Here is a 19360-nt window from a genome sequence, read left to right on the forward strand (position 1 = left end):
GGGAAAGGGGCATTAAGTGATGGGTGCGAAGCGCTCCCCTAGAAGTAGAAGGTTTTTCTTGACCCTCTTCCTCGCGCCCGCCCTCTTCCTAGTGATATTCTTCTACATCATTCCGGCGATCCTTACCATGTGGATAAGCTTCACCGACCTCTACAACTGGAGGGTCGACAAGATCAAGAAGTTCGTCGGGCTCCAGCACTACAGGGACCTAATACACTTTATAAGGCACGACCCCGACGTGGAGAACGTTGTGAAGACCACTATAGTGTTTACATTGCTCACGCTCCTAGTCAACGTCCTCGGGGGGCTAGCCCTCGCCATAGCCACGTTCCTGCTGGAGGAGAGGGTGAGCCTCCCCTTCAGGCTCCTCTGGATACTCCCCAGGATGACCCCCGTGGCGGTCTTCGGCCTGCTCTGGTACTACTTCTTCTACGGGAGCAGGCTCGGGACGCTTAACAGCATACTCCTCCACCTCGGCTTGATAGACCACCCGATCTCGTGGGGCAGCGACCCCTCAGTCCAGCCCTGGGCGTCATGGCTCATCATAGTGTTCGTCAACGGCCTCGTCGGGGTCAGCTTTGGAATGGTGGTCTTCTACAGCGCGTTCAAGAGCATCCCAAGGGAGTTGATAGTCGCGGCGAGGGTGGACGGCGCCTCGACCTGGCAGGTGATCCGGTACATACTCCTCCCAATGACGAGGTGGCACCTAGTCTTCGTGACGGTCTGGCAGCTACTGAGCCTCTTAACCACATACCCGCACCTATTCGTCCTCACCGAGTGGGGCGTGGTGGACAGGGACTACGGCACCACCTGGGCGCTGTACGTCTTCCAGACAGCGTTCGGAAAAGCAGTCAACTACCAGGCCCTGGCGGCGGCCGCTGCAACGGTGCTCGTAGTCATCTCCGCAATCCTCGGCTTCATAGCGCTTAGGGTGATGAGGTTCGAGGAGATGATTACCCCGCCCAGGGGTGAAGTGTAGTGCTCTCGAGGCTGATCCCCAGGAGGCTGCGGTGGAGGAACGAAAAGGATGGAGGGAGGGGTAGGGAGAGGAGCGAGTGGGAGGAGCCCCTGGCGAAGGGGAGGAGCGCAGCAGTCATCGTGCTCGCCCTACTCCTAGCCTCGTCCCCGCTCCTGTTATCCTACGGCTTCCTCGTGCTGACGAGCTTCGCGGACACGGTTGTCTTCACCCCATTCATTGACTTCAAGGTCGACTGGACCATTGAGAACTACAAGATGTTCTTCCAGGGCAAGTTAACCCCCGCCGCGGGCCAGGTCTACTCGACGAGGGACGTACTCGAGTTCATCGCTAACACGTTCATAGTAGCGGCGGGGGTGACGGCCGTGGTCCTGGCGTCGAGCGTCCCCGCGGCGTACGCCATCTCCAGGGTCAACTTCAAGTGGAGGACGGGGCTCATGAGGCTCCTCATGCTCCTCCACGCCTTCCCAGGCGTGGCCCTCATTATAGCCGTCTACTTCATCTACATCTACTCCAGGTCGCCGCTCTACAACGCCCTCAGGGAGCTGGCCGAGGCCGGCCTGGCCAGCAGGGCGCTCCTCACGAGCTTCGACGTGCTCTACAGCTTCCTCTTCGTCATCGTGGCGAGGGCCTCCCTCGAGGTCCCAATGAGCATATGGCTCATGAAGGGGTTCTTCGACAGGATCCCCTGGGAGCTGGAGTGGGCCGCGATAGTCGACGGGGCCAGCAGGTTCACCGTGTTCAGGAGGATAGTGCTCCCACTCGTGAAGCCCGGCATAGCGGCGCTCGCCATCTTCTCCTTCCTAGCGGGCTGGGAGGACTTGATATACGTCTACGTCTTCCTCCCCAAGACCACGCTGGCGACATTTATTCACAGCCAGCTAAGCGGGGGCAGCCTGGAGACCGCCTACCTCCCCGTAGTCGCCGCTGCCGCGGTCATCTACCTGATCCCCACCCTCGTGTTCTTCGTGGCGACGCAGAGGCTGCTCCTCGAAACCATGTGGGGCGGGCTGAAGGGGTGACCGTGCGTGGTTGAGGTTAGGCTTGAGGGCGTGACGAAGAGGTTCGGGAGGGTCTACGCGGTTAGAGACGTGAGCCTCACGTTCGGGGACGGAGAGTTCACCGTAATACTCGGCCCCAGCGGGAGCGGGAAGACCACCCTCCTCTACCTGATAGCCGGCATATACAGGCCAACCAGGGGGAAGATCCTCTTCGACGGGAGGGACGTCACCGACCTCAACCCCAATGAGAGGAACGTGGGTATCGTCTTCCAGAACTACGCCCTCTACCCCCACATGACGGTCTACGAGAACATAGCGTTCCCCCTCAGGCTCAGGAGGGTCGCCGAGAGCGTGGTTGAGAGGAAGGTCAGGGAGGTCGCCGAGATGCTTGGGATAGCGGGGCTCCTCGGCAGGTACCCGAGCCAGCTGAGCGGCGGGCAGCAGCAGAGGGTCGCCCTAGCCAGGGCGCTCGTGAAGGAGCCGAGCGTCCTCCTCCTCGACGAGCCCCTGAGCAACCTAGACGCCCTCATAAGGATCAGGATCAGGAGCGAGCTGAAGAGGCTCCAGAGGGACCTGGGCACGACGGCTATTCACGTCACGCACGACCAGAGCGAGGCCATGGTTCTAGCCGACAAGATGGTGGTGATGCGCGACGGCGAGGTCCAGCAGGTGGGGGGGCCCGAGGAGGTCTACAACAAGCCGGCCAACATCTTCGTAGCAGGCTTCGTCGGCAACCCTCCAGCCAACATTATAAGGGCCCGCCTGCCCCAGCCGGGATTCCCCTGCCTCCAGCTCCCCGACGGCTCAAGCCACTGCATCCAGGACCCCGCCGTCGCCGGCAGGCTCAGCGCCCTCAGGGCGGGGGAGGTTATCCTAGCGTTCAGGCCGGAGCACGCGCTGCTCTCAGACCACCCCGTGCCGGACTACATCCCGGTAGAGGCGGAGGTCTACACGGTCGAAACGCTTGGAAGGGAGAACATCGTAACGCTTCTAGTGGGCGGCGAGCAGGTGAAGGTCGTGGTCCCCCCGAACGTGAAGCCGGAGATGGGCGCCAAGGTCTACGTCAACGTGGATGAGGGTAGGGTCCTCCTCTTCGACCCCGAGACCGGGGTGAACCTGGAGTACCTGAAGCCCGCCGAAGCCGCGGAGCAAGAGCACGGCGCCCACGACTCTGGCCAGGGCGGGGCTGAAGCCTAGCGTAGCCCCCAGCCGTTTTTAAGCCCCCAGGGCAGCTCCCGGGAGCCGGAGGGAGCAGGGGGAGTGGCGAGCGTGGAAGGGTACGTGGCCCACGACGTGGTGCTACCAGCGGGCCTGCTGGAGAGGGCTAGGAGGGAGCTCGCGAGAGGCAAGTTCCACACCCCCTACAGGGTGGCCCAGAGGTACAACGTGTCCATCAGCGTGGCGAGGAGAATCCTCAACATACTGGAGAAGGAGGGGGTGCTGGTCCGCTACTCCGGCACGCGCAGGACGCCGATATACGTGCCGAAGGACAGGGTGCCAGCGTTCAAGACCCTGGGCACGGGCGTCAGGCCTAGCAGGTAGCCCGCCCCCAGGGCTCCCCCCGGCTTGTTAGGCCTCCTTGAGCACGGGGATCCTTCGGTAGAGGCCTATTATCCAGTGCTCCGCCAGCCTCCTAGCATGCCTCGGCCCCTTCACCCTGGCCTGGACCTTGTAGCCCGCGATCCTCACCGTGACGGGTTTGAGGCCGGCCCTCTCGAGGAGCAGCTTTACGCTATCCTCATCCACAGGGGGCAGCCTGGCGGGGTCCCCGCAGGGGCCCATCCTGCACGCCGCGCACGCTTGCCCGTGGGCTTCGATGTTGGAGGAGCAGCTTGAGGGCAGCACCCGGAGCCCGTAGTCCCTCGCTATCCTCGCCACCTTCTCCTTCAAGTCCCTGGCCCTGATGGGGACCTGGTCCCTGGGATCCCTCGAGGGCCTGGGGAGCCTTGCCTCGATGAGCGACGCGTCGACAACCCCGCTTGCCCTCAGGCGGGCGAGGATGCCGGGGGTCACCCTGAGGGTGCCGAGCACCACCCTCTCAACGCCAGCCTCCGCCGCCCGCTTAATGATCTCCTCCGCCTCGACGTCCGTCACGCCTGGGATTATCGGGCGGAGGAACAGGGTTGCCTGGAAGCCGTGCCTCCCCAGCCTCTCCATGAACTCGAACCTCTCCTCCGGCGGGGAGGCGCCGGGCTCGAGCCTCCGCCAGTGCCTCAGCGTGGTGACGGTTACGAGCACGTCTATCTCAGGGTCCGCGCTGGACACGAACTCCTTGAAGTCATCCCCGTCGAGGGCGGTCTTCGTGGAGACCTGCTGGGGGTTCCCCAGCCAGTCCCTCGTGGCCCTTAGGTACTCGAACGCCCTCGCCCTGGTCTCGCGCGCAAACGGCTCGGTCACGCTCCCGAAGGCTAGGAGCGTGCCCCAGCGGCCGGGGATGAAGTAGGGGTTAAAAGCCAGGGCGAGCACGAGCTCCTCGCCGCTGAGCGGGTAAGGGGTGGCCCTGCCCGGGAAGCCCATGTCGTAGATGTAGCAGTAGACGCAGCCGTAGCCACAGCCCACCCCCGTGTGGATGGTCATGCCGCAGGGGATGGGCTGCCTCCTAGCGTGGTGATCCCTCCTAGCCCTCTCAACCCCCTCCGGGCCCAGCTTCGCGGATAGCTCCTCGATAATCCTCTCCTTAACCCTCAGGGCATCATCAATACTCGCCGGCAACGCCAAGACCCCGGGCGCGCACGGGGAGCCGAGCCTCCAGAGAGACGGGGAAAGGGTTAACCCTAAGACACCCCGGGCCCCCGGGGGAGAGGCCCCAGGTGCAGGAGCCGCAGGAGCCGGCGCGTCCCTAGGCGGAGGCTCAATTAAAAGCCGGCCCAAGGATGGGAGGAGAGGGGGTTAGTCCTCCACCTTCACTATCACCTTGTCGGCGCCGGGCGCCTTCACGCCGTGAGCCGAGGTGCTGGTGGACGGGGGTGTAGTCGCCGGCGTGTGGGCGGGGACGTGCTTCGCGGCGGGCGCCTGCACAGTGGCCGCCTCCATGGTCTTCTCCAGTTTCTCCAGCACCTTCTTGGCGTCGGCCTTCTCGGCTGAGAGGCTCTCCCTGAGCTTCCTCAGCTGGTCTATCGCCTGCGTGTACCCCTTGTCCTCAATCTCGTTGCTGAAGTACAGCATCTGCAGGTTCGCTATGGCCCTGGCGACGCGGAGGAGCTCGTCATCTATCTCGGAGATCCTCCTCTGAACCTCCCTCTTGACCTCCTCGGCCCTCCTCCTGAGCTCCTTGATCTGGCTCTCGAGCTTCAGCCTCATAGGCTTTATGACGTCGCCGGGCAGGTCGCCCTGCTGGCTTAGAGTCTCCAGGGCCCTCCTTCTCCTGTAGGCCCTGTCCAGCGCCTCTATGACCTTCACGGCGTCGTACTTCCAGATGGGGGTTACCACGAGCTTTCCATCCGTTATCTTGACCCTATCCGCTGCGACGTGCTCGACCCCCTTGTCGGCTACCTTAATCTCAACCGCCTCGACGTTCCCGTCAACGTCGCTGTAGAAGCTAACCAGCACGCCGAGGTTCCTATCGTACTCGTCAAACGCGTGCTTCCCCGCCAGCCTTGCAATGTCCTCAACTTTCAGGGGCACAAACGCACACCCCGGTAGTGCATCTAACCGGGACCCGGGGGTTAAGGGGGGGAGACCCCCTTGCCACCCAGTTTCCCCCCTAAAAGTTTTACGAATGCTTATCCACCCAGCGGTGTGAAGCATGGGGCTGACTGACTGGCCCAAGAGGTGGAGCGGCCCCAGCCGCAGGGAGACGGTTAAGGACAAGGTTGCGAACATAATCTCACCCCCGGCCCCCATAAAGCAGCAGATAATACAGGCAATATACAGGATAAGCGCGCAGGTGAACAAGCTGGACTTCAACCTGCAGAAGCTGCAGAGCTACGACCACCAGCTATTCGAGAAGACGGTTTCCGCGCTTATGCAGGGTGACAAGACCAGGGCCGGGATGTACGCCAACGAGGTCGCCGAGGTTAGGAGGATGGCCAAGCTGCTGCTCACCATAAAGTACGCCCTCGAGAGGGTCAAGCTCCGCCTGGAGACCGCCCTCGTGGTCGGCGAGACACACGCACAGCTGGCCCCCGCGGTAGTGGCGCTCAAGCAGGTCACCGGCTACCTGAAGGGCATGATGCCAGACGTCTTCACCGAGCTAGTGGAGGTCGAGGAGGGCCTGAACATGGCGCTGATGCAGATGACCACCACGGTGCCGATAAACCTCAACTCGGAGTACGTAAGCGAGGAGGCAGCCAAGATACTCAAGGAGGCGAGTGCCGTCGCGGAGCAGAGGCTCAAGCAGCAGTTCCCCGAGCTCCCCGCGCTGCACGCCCCGAGCAGCATCGAGGGCCAGAAGGCCAGCGTCGAGGACGGGAAGTAGCACCCCCGCCAGGTACCCCCCGGGGCATGGGGCCGCCCGGCCCTTCCCGGGGGCGCTGGGGCGGTTTATTCACGTCACACTTCCACCGTTGCTCCGTTTTCGGGGATCTCTACCTCCACGTCCAGCTCCTCCTTGATCCTGTCGGCTAGGGCGAGTTGCGCGTCGTACTCCCCGTGGACCAGGATCACTTTCTCCACGCCGTTTAGCCCCTTGAGCACTTCCAGCACGCCGCTCTGGTCGGTGTGGCTTGAGAAGTCGAACCACTCCACGCGAGCCTTGACGGGCTGCTGGGACTCCTGGATTACTCCCTCCTCGAGCAGTGTCCTGCCCTGGGTGCCGGGGGGCTGGAAGCTGACTAGGAACACGGCGTTCTTCGGGTCTGAGGCCATCCTCTTGAAGTAGTACAGGCTGGGCCCTCCCTTTAGCGTGCCCGAGCTGGCTATTATGACGCCCGGCTCCTTCAGCGCTTTCTTCCTGTCGCTCCACCCGTTGACCATCCTGTACTCGCTCAGCGCCTTCCTTAGGAGGTCGGCGTCCTTGACGTAGCTCGGGTGTGCGGCGTAGAGGTCGGCAACCTGCCTAACCATGCCGTCGTACCAGACGGGGTACTCGAACCCCTTCTCGGCTAGGAGGGCCATTATCTCCTGGCCCCTGCTGACGCTGAAGGCTGGCACGAGGACGGAGCCCCCGGCCTCCACCACTTCGCGCACTGCCTTGTAGAACCTCTCCTCCGTCTCCCTGCGCGGCGGGTGGTTCGTGTCTCCGTAGGTTGACTCGGCGATGACGACGTCGGTTTTCACGCCCTTCAGCTTGGCGGGCTCCATCAGCTTGGTTTCAATGTTGTTGAAGTCGCTCGTGTAGAGGATCCTCCTCCCGTCGACCTCGACAAGCGCGGCGGCGCTCCCGGGTATGTGGCCGTTGTAGAGCAGCTTCACCGTAAACTGGCCCGCCTCCACCTCCTCGCCGTAGCCAACCGCCTCCGCGACGCTGAGCATGTCGTCAACCGTCTGCTCGTCGAAGGGGAGGAATGGGCCGTTCAGCTTGATCAGGTCGTAGAGCATCAGCCTCGAGACGTCGAGCGTCAGCGGGGTGGCGAGGAGCTTGGGGGATACGCTAATGAACAGCGCTGGAGCCGCACCGACGTGGTCGAGGTGGCTGTGAGTCAGCACGACCCCGTCGAGGTCCCTAGGCCTCACGTGGCCCGGGAAGAGCGGCCTATCCATCTCGTCGAAGCTCACGCCGTAGTCTAGAAGGATACCCCTACCCCCGCTCTCCACCAGGATCCCTGCCCTGCCCACCTCTCTCCCGCTACCTAGCACCTTGACCGCGGGCAACCCTTTACACCCTCACCTAAGCTTCTAGCACTCTACCGACTGAATCCCGGAGGAAGGAGCGGCAGCCATCCAAGCCTCTTAACCCTCCATCAACCGGGCCGCGGGCCCGCCCCCGGGGCTTAAGAAGTGAAGAGCGCCAAGCCGTGGGGCCCCAGAGCCGGGGCGGCTTCACGCGAAAGCATTTGAGTAGCCCAGGGGGCTTGCCTGGGCCCGGTGCCTCCCTTGCCCGGGAGAAGCGTGGCTCCCGAGGACCTGCTGGAGCTAGTCCTGGTCTCGAGCCCCTCAATCTCGAGGGACGGGCTGGTCGCCTATACCGTGACGAGGCTCAACCGCGACGCTAACAGGTACGAGAGCGCCACGTGGCTCGCCGGCCCCGAGGGGTTTAGGCCGCTGACCAGCGGCCCGGGGGATGTTTGCCCCAAGTGGTCCCCGGACGGCAGGCTCCTGGCCTTCGTCAGGAGGCCCCAGGAGAAGGGGGGCAAGAGCGGGCTCTACGTCGCCGGCAGGGATGGCGGGGCGTGGAGGGTTGCGGAGTCGAGGTTCGGCTTCAGGAGCATAGAGTGGTCCCCGGACGGTAGGTGGATCTACTTCACCCGGATGGCGCCGCTGAGGGGCGGGGAGGCGGAGTGGAAGGACTACTCTGAGAGGGAGGTTCTCGTCGTTGAATCCCTGCCCATCTGGTTCAACGGGGAGGGCTTCGTGTTCGACAGGAGGCTGGGGCTCTACAGGGCCGACGTGCGGTCTGGTATAGTGGAGGAGGTCGCCCGGGGGGACTTCAACGTCGTGGCCTACGCGGTCTCCCCGGACGGCAGGGTTGCATACGCAAGGACCTACGACGAGCTCAAGCCCTTCCTTCACGAGGTGGTTTTGAGGGAGCGCGACGGCGGGGAGGATGTGGTGCACAGGGGCTTCAGCGTGGCTGGCCTCGCCTGGAGCCCCGACGGCGGCTCGCTCGCCCTCCATGCCAGGGACGTCTCCAGGCGGGGCTTCGCCGCCCACTTCCAGGTCTACAAGCTAGACCCCGGCGGGGACCCCGAGTGCCTAACCTGCAGCCTCGAGAGGGACGTGATGAACACGGTTAACAGCGACGTGAGGGGGCCGTCGTGCTCCAGGACCGTGCAGTGGGGGGACGACGGGTGGATATACTTCCTAGTCTCGGACGCTGGCTCGGTGCACCTGTACAGAGTGAAGCCCGGCTCCGAGCCGGAGCCCCTCATAGCCCCCTCCTGCGGGGTGGTGGATGAGTACAGCGTCGCCGGGGGCCGGGTGGCCTACACGTTCATGACCCCCACGAGGCCGAAGGAGGTCTACCTCCTCGACGGCGGGGAGGCGAGGAGGCTCACCGGCCACAACGACCGCTGGATCGAGACCCGGAGGCTCGTCGAGCCGAGGAAGTACGCGGTGGAGGCGAGCGACGGGGCGCTCATAGACGTCTGGGTCCTCGACCCCGGGGGCGAGGAGCCGAGGCCCTGGGTGCTCTACATCCACGGCGGCCCCAAGACGATGTACGGCTGCGGATTCATCCACGAGTTCCACGCCCTCGCGGGGGCCGGGTTCGCGGTGGTCTACTCCAACCCCCGCGGCAGCGACGGGTACACCGAGGAGTTCGCCGACATCAGGGGGAGGTACGGGGAGCGCGACTACAAGGACCTCATGGAGGTCGCCGAGCAGATAACCAGGCTGCACGAGGGCCTCGACCCCGAGAGGGCCGGGGTCACGGGCGGGAGCTACGGGGGCTTCATGACGAACTGGATAGTCACTCACACCAACCGCTTCAAGGCGGCGGTGACGCAGAGGAGCTGCAGCAACTGGGTGAGCAAGTACGGCACCACCGACATAGGCTGGTACTTCAACAAGGACCAGATCGCTAGGGGGGAGCCGGTGTGGAGGGCCCTCGAGACCTACTGGGACAAGAGCCCCCTCAAGTACGTGGAGAACGCCAGGACGCCCCTGCTCATAATACACAGCCTAGAGGACTACAGGTGCTACGTGGACCAGGCCACGCAGATGTTCGTCGCCCTCAAGGAGCTCGGGGTCAAGGTGAAGCTAGCGCTCTTCCCGGGCGAGAACCACGACCTCAGCAGGAGCGGGAGGCCGAAGAGCAGGATAGCGAGGCTGAAGCTGATCATCGACTGGTTCAGGGAGCACCTCGGCAAGGCGGCTGGGAGCGGCGAGGGGGTGGCGTGAAGCCTGGCGCTGTTCACAAGAGGTTCCCGTAAAGGGTTTTTCGCCCGCGCTACGACGCGTGCGCCCCTTTAATGCCACGCCCCGGGCTAGATTACCACCCGGGTGACTGCACGCTTTGTCCGAGGCTATTAGGGGCGACGTAGAGGCGACTCTAGGCCTCCAAGCCGCGCAGGCGAGCCCCCAGGACGTGGAGGAGCTTGCGAGCGTGGTCGCGGGCTTCACCGGTGTCGCCGCCGTGGTGGGCGGCAGGGTGGCGGACGAGCTGGTCCTAGTAGCCTGGGAGGCCCTCGGGGAGCTAACCGCCATCGCGGGCCTCGGCAGGTGGACCGAGCAGGCTGCCAGGGTGGCCGGAGAATCCGCCCCCGACGCCCTCGAGCTGGTTAAGTGCCTGGGAGCCGACGCCCTGGAGGCGGCGGCTGAGTGGGCCTTCAAGACGCTAGCCGGCCTCCACGCCTCCGAGGCGCCGGGTGAGGTCGAGGCGCTGGCCTCCTGCGCCGGGTGGAGCGTTGAACCGGCGAGCCTCCCACCCCTCACGGCGGCGGCCGCGGTGGCGGTAACGCTGAACGCGGCGTTCAACAAGTACCTAGCCCTCAGGGGGCTAGTCGACCTCTAACCCCCGCAAGGCCCCCGAGCAGGGCCCCGGGGGGCTAGGCCTCCGCCTGCCGGCCGAGTGTTAGGGCGGTCGCGGGGCGCGCCTCCCGTGCCGCGGCGTCCTCGTGCACCTCGCCGTCCTCCATGACCACGCTGCCGCCCAGGATGAGCGCCACCGGCTCGCCCCTGTACCTGTAGCCCTCCCAGGCGCCGGGGCCCGCCTTGCTGTAGTCCCTCGTGGTCCGCCCGATCACGCCCTCCCTCGACGGGTCCACGACCGCCACGGCCGCCCTGCACCCGGGCGCGAGGCAGCCGTAGCCGCGGAGGCCCGCGGCGAGCGCGGGCCTGGCGGAGTAGAGGCGCCACGCCGAGGCTAGGCTCAGCACCCCCCTGCTGGCGAGGGTGAGGAGCACCCTGGCCGCGTACTCCAGCCCCGGGATCCCGGGCGGGCACTCCTCGGGCGCCCCGGACTTCTCCCCGGGCGTGTGGGGGGCGTGGTCGCTCGCCACGGCGTCAGCCAGCCCCGTGGAGACGGCTTTCACCAGGCCCTCCACCACCTCTGGGGGCCTGAGCGGGGGGTTCACCTTGAAGAGGCACCCCCTGGCCTCGTCCCTTGAGGTGAAGGTTAAGTGGTGGGGGGTGACGTCGCTGGTGAACCCGTAGCTCGCAGCCGCCTCCAGAGTCGCGGGGGTGGTGGCGTGGGTCACGTGCACCCTCAAGCCGGGCGGGGCCAGCGACGCTATCCTGTGGACAGCCTCCACCTCAGCCTCGGGGGGCCTGCACTCGGAGCCCCTCCTGCCTAGGCTGCACTCCCCGATCAACCCGGGATCCTCGGGGTGGACTATCAGCGCCTTGCCCAGCCGTGAAGCCTCAGCCGCAGCCGCGGCCAGCCCCGGGGAGTCGTAGTCCTCTGGGTAAGCCTTGAACCCGAGGACGAGGGGGTGCCCCGCCATCGCCGGGGCGTGGCCGGGGTCCCGGGGGATCCCGGCCCAGACGGCGTAGTCCACGAGCGAGAGCCTAGCCAGGCTCTCGGCCTTCAACCCGAGGCTCCCGGGATCCCTGAGGGGAGGCCTAGTGTTGGGCATGTCGACGACCGCGGCGACACCCCCGGCTGCAGCGGCAGCGGTCCCGCTGCGCTCGTCCTCCTTGAAGGAGAGCTCGAGCCCCCTGAGGTGGACGTGTATGTCGACGAACGCCGGGCCCACCACCGTCCCCGGGGGCGCCCGGTAGACCCTCGCGCCGCCAACGGGGGCCGCGGGGCCCCTGACGGCGAGCACCACTCCCCCGCCCAGGAAGATCCTGGCCTCCCTCCCGTCCAGGAGCCTCCCCTCCACCACCAGCTCCACGCGGTCAAGCACCCTCCTCCACCCCCGCGTACTCCAGTATGTCCCTGAGAGTCGTCAGGCTCCATAGCCTGACGTTCAAGCCTTCAAGCCTCTCCCTAGCCCCCTCGCCCCTGTCGACAACTACGAGGGCGTCCCTCACGACGCCCCCCTGGGCCCTGACGGCCTCTACCGCCCTCCCAATGCTCCCCCCAGTGGTTGCCACGTCGTCGACCACCAGCACCGTGGAGCCCTCGACGCTGGCCCCCTCCACCATCCTGCCGAGGCCGTGGTCCTTCCTCTCCACCCTCACGTAGGCGAGTGGAGCCTCCAGCTCGAGGGCTAGCATCGAGGCGAACGGGATCCCCCCAGTCGCCACTCCAGCCACGACGTCGAACCCGAGCCCGGCGACCCTGACGAGGGCCAGGGCTAGGTTAACGAGCCTAGCAGCCCCCAAGGGATCCCCCCACACGCGCCTAACGTCAACGTAGTACCTCGAAACCCTGCCACTCGCCAGCCTGAACTCGCCGACCATGAAAGCCCCGGACTCGACGAGGATCCCAGCGGCCGTCCTCCGGATCGAGTCCAACGCTCTACCCAAGATGGCAGCCCTCGAAGAGAGGCCGCCACGCAGCCTGGATTAAAGGCCACACCATCCATTTAATATCCTCCACCGCCCCAGCAACTAGCGGGTGTGATAGGTGCCAAAGAAGAGGACGAACAGGGGGAGGAGGAAGGGCTCGAAAGGCAGCGTTAGGATGATCCAGTGCGACAACTGCGGCAGGCTAGTGCCTGAGGACAAGGCTGTATGCGTCACCAGGATGCAGAGCCCCGTAGACCCGCAGCTCGCCAGGGAGCTCGAGAAGAAGGGCGCCATAATAATGAGGTACCCCGTCACCAAGTGCTACTGCATCAACTGCGCCATACACTACGGCCTAATCAAGATCAGGTCAAGAGAGGAGAGGAAGTCGAGGCCAACTATTGAAATCTAACCCTGAAACCCCCAAACACCTCGAGAACAGCAGGGCCGCTCTCGGCCCGCGCTCATGGAGCCGCATCCTTTTATTTATAAGGCGGGTTTAGCGGGGCGCACCGCCTCCACTATCGAGCCTGTCAGGCGAAGCCAAGCCTCCCAGCGCGCTAGAGGCTCCCCCGCGTTGAGGAGTCACGCTTCGGACGCGCCGCCGGCCGGCTCGGGATCCCAGTGCCCGGGTCCTTGAAGGCCGTCGAGCCCGGGGAGGGCGCTAGGCCCTCTTCGCTGATAGCCTATTGCCTGCGTTACTATTAAGAGCCCGGGGGGTATACCCAGTTATATGTGGAGGTGCCTCGGGGCTATGGCTGACGCTGCGCAGTCTGACGTGTGGACCACCATCCTCTTCCAGCTTGGAGGGGGCGGTATCCTGGGCTTCGCCGCCGGCTACGCCTTCAAGAAGCTGCTCAAGCTGGTCCTCCTAGTCGTTGGAGTGTTCGTGATCGGGCTCCTAGCTCTAGAGTATAAGGGCTGGGTTAGCGTGAACTACACCGCGCTAGCCAACAGCATCGAGCGCGCCCTCACCGGGGGCGCCTCGGCGGCGGCCGGCGTGAAGAGCCACATAATAGCGAACCTCCCCTTCGCCGGGGCGTTCCTAGCCGGGTTCGCCCTGGGCTTCAAGGCAGGCTAGCCCTCCCCCACCTGTAGGGGACCTGGTAGCTGGGCGACACCATCCCCGCGCGCTCGAGGAGCTCGCAGAGCTTGCACACCCTCCTCGCGGGGCTAGTCGGCTCCCCGCACCTCTCGCACTCCGGCAGCTCTTCCACGCTCAGCGACCTGGCCTGGCCCTCCAGCAGCTCGTCGAGAGTGTTCACGAGCCTCAGCAGGCTCCCGGGCCTCTCCTGCTCGAGCCTGTACAGCGCCTCCCTCACCCTCGCCCGGAGGGTGGGGGCTAGGTAGATGTACATGCACTCCGTCTCCTGGAACTTGAACCCCCTGAGCATGGCGTACGTGGCAGTCTCCCACTCGTAGATCTTCCTCAGGGGCTTGACCCTGGGGACGAGCCTCCTCGAAGCCGGGGGGGCTAGGGGGTGCTGCCTGAGCAGGCCGACCCAGTCCCCGCGGAGGATGTTAACCACAGCCGTCTGAGCCTCGTCGTCCACGTTGTGGGCGGTGACCGCCTTATCCGCCCCGTACACCCTGGCGTAGAAGTTGATTATCCTCCTCCTCAGGAGGCCGTCGTATGTGCAGGGGGACTCCTTCACCCCCCTCCTCCACGCCATGCTGACGATCTCGCTCAGGTCGAGGCCCGTGTACTCCCTTATGCTCGTCAGCACCACGACGTCGACGCCCCTCTCCCTGGCGTACCTCACAATCTTCTCGATGTCCTCCCGCCGGTTGTAGCCGGGGATCCCCTCCACGATCGAGACCACCATCATCCTCGAGGGGTTGTGGATCTGGGACAGGACGTCGAGCAGGACGAAGCTATCCTTGCCCCCGCTCAGGGCCAGCATGAGCCTGTCCCTGGGCTCGATCATCCCCCACCGCTTGATCTCAGCCCTAACCCTCTCAACGACGTCCCTGAGGAAGCACTCCCTGCACAGCCTCATACCCGTGTGGGCCTGGTACACAACTGCAGGCCTAGACTTGCAGACGTCGCACAACACCATGACTCATACCTGTGCTGGCAAGGGGCTGCGCGTCAAACCCAAATTTACTCTCAGGCCCGCCATCCGCCAGGGGCCCGGATAGGGTGCACGCCTTGACGGGCGGCGATAACGGGTTGAGCATGGAGCGCCTCGTCAGATACTTCATGGCAACGCTCGAGGTCATAGTGGCGCTCGTCCTAGCGGCTGGGGTGATAGTAGCTACCGCGAAAATAGCCGTGAACCTCAAGGAGCTACTCCTGGCCAAGGGGTTCGATAAGGAGGTGTTCCTAAGCATCATCGACAACGTGCTCCTCGTAATACTAGCCATCGACCTTACCAGGACGCTCATAACCGCCATCGTCGAGCAGCTCATCCCGATCAGGACAACCATCGAGGCGGCGATTCTAGCTGTGCTCAGGGAGTTCATAGCCGTGGAGATCAGGCACCCCTCAATCAGCCTGCTACTAACGCTCACGCTAGTCTTCGCGGTGGCCACGGCTGCATGGATCGCGATAGGCTTCAGCGAGAGGCACGGATACGGCCATGTAATTGTGAGGCTCCACCGGGGGGAGGGAGAGAAGGCTAAGCACGAGGGCAGAGAGTAAAACACTACAACCGGGCCTGGGGTGCCAAAAGCAAAAAGCACCCCAAACCGTGGACCCGGAAGCCCCTGGGGGAGGAGTCATGGCGAGGGCTAGGATCCAGCTCCCGCCGGGCGTGGAGCCCCCAAAGGCTTTGGTGAAGAAGCCTAGGCTCGTCAAGCAGGGCCCCATCGAGCCTGGGCTCCGCGAGGGCAGGGGCTTCAGCCTCGGCGAGCTCGAAGCCGTCGGCCTCACACCGAAGCAGGCTATGAAGCTCGGCCTCTACGTAGACAAGAGGAGGAAGAGCGTCCACGAGTGGAACGTCAAGGCGCTCCAGGAGTTCCTCGAGAAACTGAGGAAGGCGGGGGTTAAGATCTAAACCCCCTCCAGGCGGCCGGGGCCTAGTCGCACCTCACCGGCTGGCCCGCCTCTTCGGCGGTGGGCCGGGCCGGTATCACGCAGATGAACTTCAGCCCCGACTCGCTCGCCTTGTACTCGTGCTCCACGTTCGGAGGTATGAATATGGCGTGTCCGGCCTCTACCCTGTGCCAACGACCGCCTATCCTCACTTCCCCGCCGCCCTCGAGCACGAATATCTCGTGCTCCCAGGGGTGGTAGTGAGCCTTGATGTGCCCCCCGGGCTTCACCTCGAAGAGTCTCATGTAGAAGTTCCTGGCCCCGTCCCTCTCGGCTATAAGCCACCTGACGAACGCTCCAGTCGCCATGTCCTCGGGGAGGGGCTGGGCCTCGACGTCGCTGTACCTGACCACCTTGCCGCAGGATCCCTCGCCGCTCAACCCGAGCACCCCCCGAGAGCCAGTGGGGGCTCGTTTAAAAGCGCTGGGCGTCCTCCCCGGGGCTGCCTTGCCTCTTTCACTTCAGCAACGCCACCCTGGCTTCCCCGACCTCGACGAGGGCCACTGGGCCCTCGTACTCCGTCAGGAAGGTTAACGTTCCAGTCCTGTACTTCAGCTTCTCCACGACTGCCAGGTGAGCCTTCCCCCCTGGCTCGTAGGCAGCCGCTATTAGGCCCTCCTCGAAGCCGGGCCTCAGGGTCTTCACCCTCAACCCGGCCCCGACGCTCCTCCTGGCCACCACTACTACCTCGCCGCCTCCAGTCACTTCGGCCCACTCGACGAGCCTGGGGTCGAGCCCCAGGGACTCCAGCTCCTCCCTGCCGAGCCGCCTGCCGAAGCCCAGGGGGAGGCCCACTACAGGGGTCTGCTCGAGCCTCACACTCCTGGACTTCGAGGCCAGGAGCCTGGCGGTGATCAGCCTCTCCCTGTGGGCACGCCTCTCCTCCCTCGACTTACCGGCCGGCGCGAGGGCGCGCTTCACCTTGACGTGCCTAGCCCCCGGGAGGAGGGACTCCAGGGCCCTCGAGAGGGGCTCCTCAAGCCCCAGGTGCACCACAGTGGCGGCGCCGACGGCGAGGGCCAGGGCGGCCTTCGAGTAGAGGCCCTCCCACGGCGCAAGCCAGCCGTCGGTGTCCACGACCAGGAAGCCCTTACTCTCCCGGGTGAGCCTCGCGGCGCAGCCGAGGTAGCTGGAGAGCCTCCTCGACGGTGTGAACGAGCCCACGAAGCACCGGAGCGGCTCCGAGCCCCTCACCCAGCCGGGTATGAAGGGCGGCTCCACCACAGCGAGCGCCTCGAAGCCGGGGGCGTAAACCTCGTTCTGCCCCACGTCAACCGTCAGCAGGCTCGAGCCCCTGCCAGCCATGACAGCTGTCATAGCCGCGAGGGTGCTCTTCCCCACATCGCTGGGGCCAACCAGCAGCACCGGAGGCTCCATGCCGGCCAGCTCCCTGGCGGTGCGGGCCAGCTCCTCGTAGAGCCTGGGGTCGCCGGGGGAGAGCCTATCAGGTGAGGGGGTCACCTCAAGCTCAGCCTCCAACGCCCTCAGAGGGATCCTCCTACCCAGCGGTACAATGATCTCCCCGGAGTGCATCTCGTAGCCCAGAACCTCCGCCATGCCCCCCTCGATCCTCACTCGTGCAGGCCCGTTGACTGTGAAGACCCCGCTAACCCTAGCCATGACGGCTAAACCCTCCCGGGGGACGGCGGCCCCGAGGAGGGGCCAGGGCGAAGCCTACCTAATTTGAACCCGCCCCGGGGCACACCTTACACGCCTGGGGCCAGTGAGGACACGCCAGGTTACAGAGCCCTCCGATGAAGAGGGCCTGTGTTACCGAGGCCTTCACCAGCCCCGTGTAGGCTTGTAAACTGCGACACTACAGGATTAGGCGGTAAGCGGGCTCGCGGGCAGCCCTACCTGGAGTTATTTTATATTCAACGTAATTAAAGGTATTTATGGATATAGAAGATACCTGCGGCAGCCGCTGCAGGGTGCCTGAGCGGAATGATGGTGCCTAGAAGGAGAAGGAGGACTTACACGCTGCTAATAGTCTTGACGCCGATACTGTTTGTCCTGATAGTACTCGCGGGTATAGCGTTCGTGGTCTACTACGTAACGCCGAGGCACATATGGATCTCGGTGTACCAGTGCGGCCCCTACAATATAACCGTGCTTGTTAGGAACGAGCTCCCCGTGCCCATTGAGGTATACTACGTGATACTGAACTTCTACGACGCTAACGGTAGCCTGCAGGGGCTGTACTTCCTCGACTTCCACGGTGAACCAATACTGGGAGGGCTTGCGGTCAGGAAGCCTGTGAACCCTTTAGAGATTAGGGAGATACCCATGGAGAGAGTATCCTACATCATCGTGGAGGTGAAGTACAGGGTCGACTACAAGATATTCTCACACACAGGCTCTAAAACATTAAAAATCACTCCGACCTGCCCCACGTAACGGCTTAGCCTTGAGGAGGGGGTATGGCTTAACCTCCCGGGCCAGCCCCGGGGCTGGCCTCTGGTTTCCTGTTGAATTCCCCGTTATTCTATAAGGGAGTGTCCCTACAATCCCTCTACTTTATTATTTCTAATCTTTTATTAGGAGTAATGTTTCCGGTAAACTTTTATTTTCGGAGGCTAGGCGTGTAGGGGGCTCGGTGTTGAGTCGTGGCCGCGGTCCACGATCCTTATGAGGAGGCTAAGAGGCAGCTCCGCCAGACCGTTGAACTCCTCGGCTTGAGCGATGAGGTCTACGAGGTCCTCTCAGTGCCGGACCGGGTTCTCGAGGTCAAGATTCCGGTGAGGATGGACGATGGGAGTGTGAAGGTGTTCATTGGGTGGAGGAGCCAGCACAACAACGCCTTGGGGCCCTACAAGGGCGGCGTGAGGTACCACCCGGAGACGCATAAGAACGAGGTTATCGCCCTGAGCATGTGGATGACTTGGAAGAACAGCCTCGCGGGCCTCCCCTACGGCGGCGGTAAGGGCGGCGTGAGGGTTGACCCGAGGAAGCTGAGCGCGGGCGAGCTGGAGAGGCTGAGCAGGAAGTACTTCGAGATGATTAGCGACATAGTCGGGGTCGACCAGGACATCCCGGCTCCGGACGTTTACACGAACCCGCAGACCATGGCCTGGTACTTCGACGAGTACTCCAGGATCAAGAGGGGCCAGTACTTCGGCGTGGTGACTGGGAAGCCGCTCGAGCTCGGCGGCCTGCAGACTAGGGTGATAAGCACGGGCTACGGGACAGCCGTGGTCGCCAGGGAGGTGGCTAAGAAGCTCTTCGGCGGCATAGAGGGTAGAACCGTCGCAGTCCAGGGCTACGGCAACGCCGGCTACTACGCCGCCAAGTTCTTGGCCGAGATGGGTGCGAGGGTGGTCGCGGTTAGCGACAGCAAGGGAGGCGTGTATAGCAGCAAGGGCCTCGACGTGGAGGCGGTCAAGAAGGTCAAGGACGAGACGGGCAGCGTCGTCAACTGCAAGAGTGCCGAGAGGAGGATAACTAACGAGGAGCTCCTCGAGCTCGACGTCGACATCCTGGTGCCCGCAGCGATCGAGAACGTGATAACGGAGGCGAACGTTGACAGGGTCAAGGCGAAGGCGATAATCGAGGCGGCCAACGGACCCACCACCCCCGAGGCCGAGGAGGTGCTCACCAAGAAGGGCGTGGTGATAGCTCCAGACATCCTGGCCAACGCCGGCGGAGTGATAGTGAGCCACATCGAGTGGGTCAACAACAGGATGGGAGGCTGGATCACCGAGGAGGAGGCGCTGAAGAGGCTCGAGGAGAAGATGGTGAACAATCTCAACGCCGTGTGGGACTACTGGCAGAGCAAGCTGGACACGAGCAAGTACAACTTGAGGGCGGCGGCGTACGCCATAGCAGTCGACAGGGTCGTCAGGGCAATGAAGCTGAGAGGCTGGCTCTAAAGCACCGCCAAGCCCCTTCCAACCGGAGTAGGCCCTATCCCCCCTT

The 19360-nt window shown here is 64.2% G+C and carries 21 protein-coding genes; 13 read left to right on the forward strand and 8 right to left on the reverse strand.

The genetic code is table 11. From position 1 onward, the window contains the following. The first annotated feature begins 58 nt into the window (after positions 1-58). The 4 genes from ACYQ3J_RS02685 to ACYQ3J_RS02700 all read left to right on the forward strand — a co-directional run bounded on the left by ACYQ3J_RS02685 (position 59) and on the right by ACYQ3J_RS02700 (position 3519). Complete coding sequence (locus ACYQ3J_RS02685) at positions 59-979, forward strand: carbohydrate ABC transporter permease (RefSeq protein WP_460124117.1); 921 nt, start codon at positions 59-61, stop codon at positions 977-979. After that, positions 979-1998 carry a carbohydrate ABC transporter permease gene (locus ACYQ3J_RS02690; RefSeq protein ID WP_460124120.1) on the forward strand — a complete coding sequence of 340 codons (1020 nt, stop codon included), beginning with the start codon at positions 979-981 and terminating at the stop codon, positions 1996-1998. Before ACYQ3J_RS02685 ends, ACYQ3J_RS02690 begins: the two co-directional genes overlap by 1 nt. A gap of 6 nt (positions 1999-2004) precedes the next feature. Next, on the forward strand, positions 2005-3174 hold the full coding sequence (locus ACYQ3J_RS02695) for an ABC transporter ATP-binding protein (protein WP_460124123.1): 1170 nt from the start codon (positions 2005-2007) through the stop codon (positions 3172-3174). 63 nt (positions 3175-3237) lie between these two features. Beyond that, positions 3238-3519, forward strand: a complete 282-nt coding sequence (locus tag ACYQ3J_RS02700) for a 30S ribosomal protein S25e (protein WP_460124126.1) — start codon at positions 3238-3240, stop codon at positions 3517-3519. Between the two features lie 27 nt (positions 3520-3546). Here the strand turns inward: ACYQ3J_RS02700 and ACYQ3J_RS02705 are convergent, their stop codons facing one another. Both ACYQ3J_RS02705 and ACYQ3J_RS02710 read right to left on the reverse strand, forming a co-directional pair. Beyond that, positions 3547-4689, reverse strand: coding sequence for a radical SAM protein (locus ACYQ3J_RS02705; protein ID WP_460124129.1), 1143 nt, complete (start codon positions 4687-4689; stop codon positions 3547-3549). Positions 4690-4866: 177 nt separating this feature from the next. After that, positions 4867-5601 (reverse strand): CdvA-like protein, encoded by a 735-nt coding sequence (locus tag ACYQ3J_RS02710; protein ID WP_460124131.1) that lies wholly within the window; start codon positions 5599-5601, stop codon positions 4867-4869. Positions 5602-5722: 121 nt separating this feature from the next. Here ACYQ3J_RS02710 and ACYQ3J_RS02715 point away from each other — a divergent pair, with 121 nt between their 5' ends. After that, complete coding sequence (locus tag ACYQ3J_RS02715) at positions 5723-6394, forward strand: Snf7 family protein (RefSeq protein ID WP_460124134.1); 672 nt, start codon at positions 5723-5725, stop codon at positions 6392-6394. Positions 6395-6468: 74 nt separating this feature from the next. Here the strand turns inward: ACYQ3J_RS02715 and ACYQ3J_RS02720 are convergent, their stop codons facing one another. Continuing rightward, positions 6469-7728, reverse strand: coding sequence for an MBL fold metallo-hydrolase (locus ACYQ3J_RS02720; protein WP_460124137.1), 1260 nt, complete (start codon positions 7726-7728; stop codon positions 6469-6471). Positions 7729-7950: 222 nt separating this feature from the next. On the opposite strand from ACYQ3J_RS02720, the gene ACYQ3J_RS02725 reads away from it, so the two are divergent. Continuing rightward, positions 7951-9915 carry a S9 family peptidase gene (locus ACYQ3J_RS02725; RefSeq protein ID WP_460124140.1) on the forward strand — a complete coding sequence of 655 codons (1965 nt, stop codon included), beginning with the start codon at positions 7951-7953 and terminating at the stop codon, positions 9913-9915. 115 nt (positions 9916-10030) lie between these two features. Then, positions 10031-10528 (forward strand): hypothetical protein, encoded by a 498-nt coding sequence (locus tag ACYQ3J_RS02730; RefSeq protein ID WP_460124143.1) that lies wholly within the window; start codon positions 10031-10033, stop codon positions 10526-10528. Positions 10529-10562: 34 nt separating this feature from the next. On the opposite strand, the gene ACYQ3J_RS02735 is transcribed toward ACYQ3J_RS02730, so the two are convergent. Together ACYQ3J_RS02735 and pyrE are read right to left on the reverse strand one after the other, a co-directional pair. After that, positions 10563-11864: an amidohydrolase family protein gene (locus ACYQ3J_RS02735; RefSeq protein ID WP_460124146.1), complete on the reverse strand. Its 1302-nt coding sequence runs from the start codon at positions 11862-11864 to the stop codon at positions 10563-10565. Next, positions 11857-12429 carry an orotate phosphoribosyltransferase gene (gene pyrE, locus ACYQ3J_RS02740; protein WP_460124149.1) on the reverse strand — a complete coding sequence of 191 codons (573 nt, stop codon included), beginning with the start codon at positions 12427-12429 and terminating at the stop codon, positions 11857-11859. The genes ACYQ3J_RS02735 and pyrE overlap by 8 nt, the downstream gene beginning before the upstream one ends. Positions 12430-12529: 100 nt before the next feature. Here pyrE and ACYQ3J_RS02745 point away from each other — a divergent pair, with 100 nt between their 5' ends. Then, on the forward strand, positions 12530-12820 hold the full coding sequence (locus ACYQ3J_RS02745) for a 30S ribosomal protein S26e (protein WP_460124152.1): 291 nt from the start codon (positions 12530-12532) through the stop codon (positions 12818-12820). Positions 12821-13162: 342 nt separating this feature from the next. Further along, positions 13163-13489 carry an FUN14 domain-containing protein gene (locus ACYQ3J_RS02750; RefSeq protein ID WP_460124155.1) on the forward strand — a complete coding sequence of 109 codons (327 nt, stop codon included), beginning with the start codon at positions 13163-13165 and terminating at the stop codon, positions 13487-13489. On the opposite strand, the gene ACYQ3J_RS02755 is transcribed toward ACYQ3J_RS02750, so the two are convergent. Further along, positions 13476-14468 carry a TIGR00269 family protein gene (locus ACYQ3J_RS02755; RefSeq protein ID WP_460124158.1) on the reverse strand — a complete coding sequence of 331 codons (993 nt, stop codon included), beginning with the start codon at positions 14466-14468 and terminating at the stop codon, positions 13476-13478. The genes ACYQ3J_RS02750 and ACYQ3J_RS02755 overlap by 14 nt on opposite strands. A gap of 92 nt (positions 14469-14560) precedes the next feature. Here ACYQ3J_RS02755 and ACYQ3J_RS02760 point away from each other — a divergent pair, with 92 nt between their 5' ends. Both ACYQ3J_RS02760 and ACYQ3J_RS02765 read left to right on the forward strand, forming a co-directional pair. Then, on the forward strand, positions 14561-15052 hold the full coding sequence (locus ACYQ3J_RS02760) for a phosphate-starvation-inducible PsiE family protein (protein WP_460124161.1): 492 nt from the start codon (positions 14561-14563) through the stop codon (positions 15050-15052). Positions 15053-15131: 79 nt separating this feature from the next. Beyond that, the gene (locus tag ACYQ3J_RS02765; RefSeq protein ID WP_460124164.1) at positions 15132-15407 is read left to right on the forward strand and encodes a 50S ribosomal protein L13e; all 276 of its coding nucleotides are present in this window, start codon (positions 15132-15134) and stop codon (positions 15405-15407) included. 22 nt (positions 15408-15429) lie between these two features. Here ACYQ3J_RS02765 and ACYQ3J_RS02770 read toward each other — a convergent pair whose 3' ends face one another. Together ACYQ3J_RS02770 and ACYQ3J_RS02775 are read right to left on the reverse strand one after the other, a co-directional pair. Then, positions 15430-15825 carry a cupin domain-containing protein gene (locus tag ACYQ3J_RS02770; protein WP_460124167.1) on the reverse strand — a complete coding sequence of 132 codons (396 nt, stop codon included), beginning with the start codon at positions 15823-15825 and terminating at the stop codon, positions 15430-15432. A 76-nt stretch (positions 15826-15901) separates the two neighbouring features. Next, positions 15902-17065 (reverse strand): Clp1/GlmU family protein, encoded by a 1164-nt coding sequence (locus ACYQ3J_RS02775; protein WP_460124170.1) that lies wholly within the window; start codon positions 17063-17065, stop codon positions 15902-15904. Positions 17066-17389: 324 nt separating this feature from the next. Between ACYQ3J_RS02775 and ACYQ3J_RS02780 the strand changes: the two genes are divergently transcribed. Together ACYQ3J_RS02780 and ACYQ3J_RS02785 are read left to right on the forward strand one after the other, a co-directional pair. Then, a complete protein-coding gene (locus tag ACYQ3J_RS02780) occupies positions 17390-17842 on the forward strand; it encodes a hypothetical protein (protein ID WP_460124173.1) in 453 nt (150 codons plus the stop codon). Between the two features lie 209 nt (positions 17843-18051). After that, positions 18052-19314 carry a Glu/Leu/Phe/Val family dehydrogenase gene (locus ACYQ3J_RS02785; protein WP_460124175.1) on the forward strand — a complete coding sequence of 421 codons (1263 nt, stop codon included), beginning with the start codon at positions 18052-18054 and terminating at the stop codon, positions 19312-19314. Positions 19315-19360: the final 46 nt, after the last annotated feature.

This window comes from Stetteria hydrogenophila, assembly GCF_054657575.1.

Bases quoted from the DNA above. Each gene is read 5' to 3' on its own strand.
- ACYQ3J_RS02715 (WP_460124134.1), top strand. From the start codon at position 5,723: ATGGGGCTGACTGACTGGCCCAAGAGGTGGAGCGGCCCCAGCCGCAGG.
- ACYQ3J_RS02750 (WP_460124155.1), top strand. From the start codon at position 13,163: ATGGCTGACGCTGCGCAGTCTGACGTGTGGACCACCATCCTCTTCCAG.
- ACYQ3J_RS02755 (WP_460124158.1), bottom strand. From the start codon at position 14,468: ATGGTGTTGTGCGACGTCTGCAAGTCTAGGCCTGCAGTTGTGTACCAG.
- ACYQ3J_RS02765 (WP_460124164.1), top strand. From the start codon at position 15,132: ATGGCGAGGGCTAGGATCCAGCTCCCGCCGGGCGTGGAGCCCCCAAAG.
- ACYQ3J_RS02775 (WP_460124170.1), bottom strand. From the start codon at position 17,065: ATGGCTAGGGTTAGCGGGGTCTTCACAGTCAACGGGCCTGCACGAGTG.
- ACYQ3J_RS02780 (WP_460124173.1), top strand. From the start codon at position 17,390: ATGATGGTGCCTAGAAGGAGAAGGAGGACTTACACGCTGCTAATAGTC.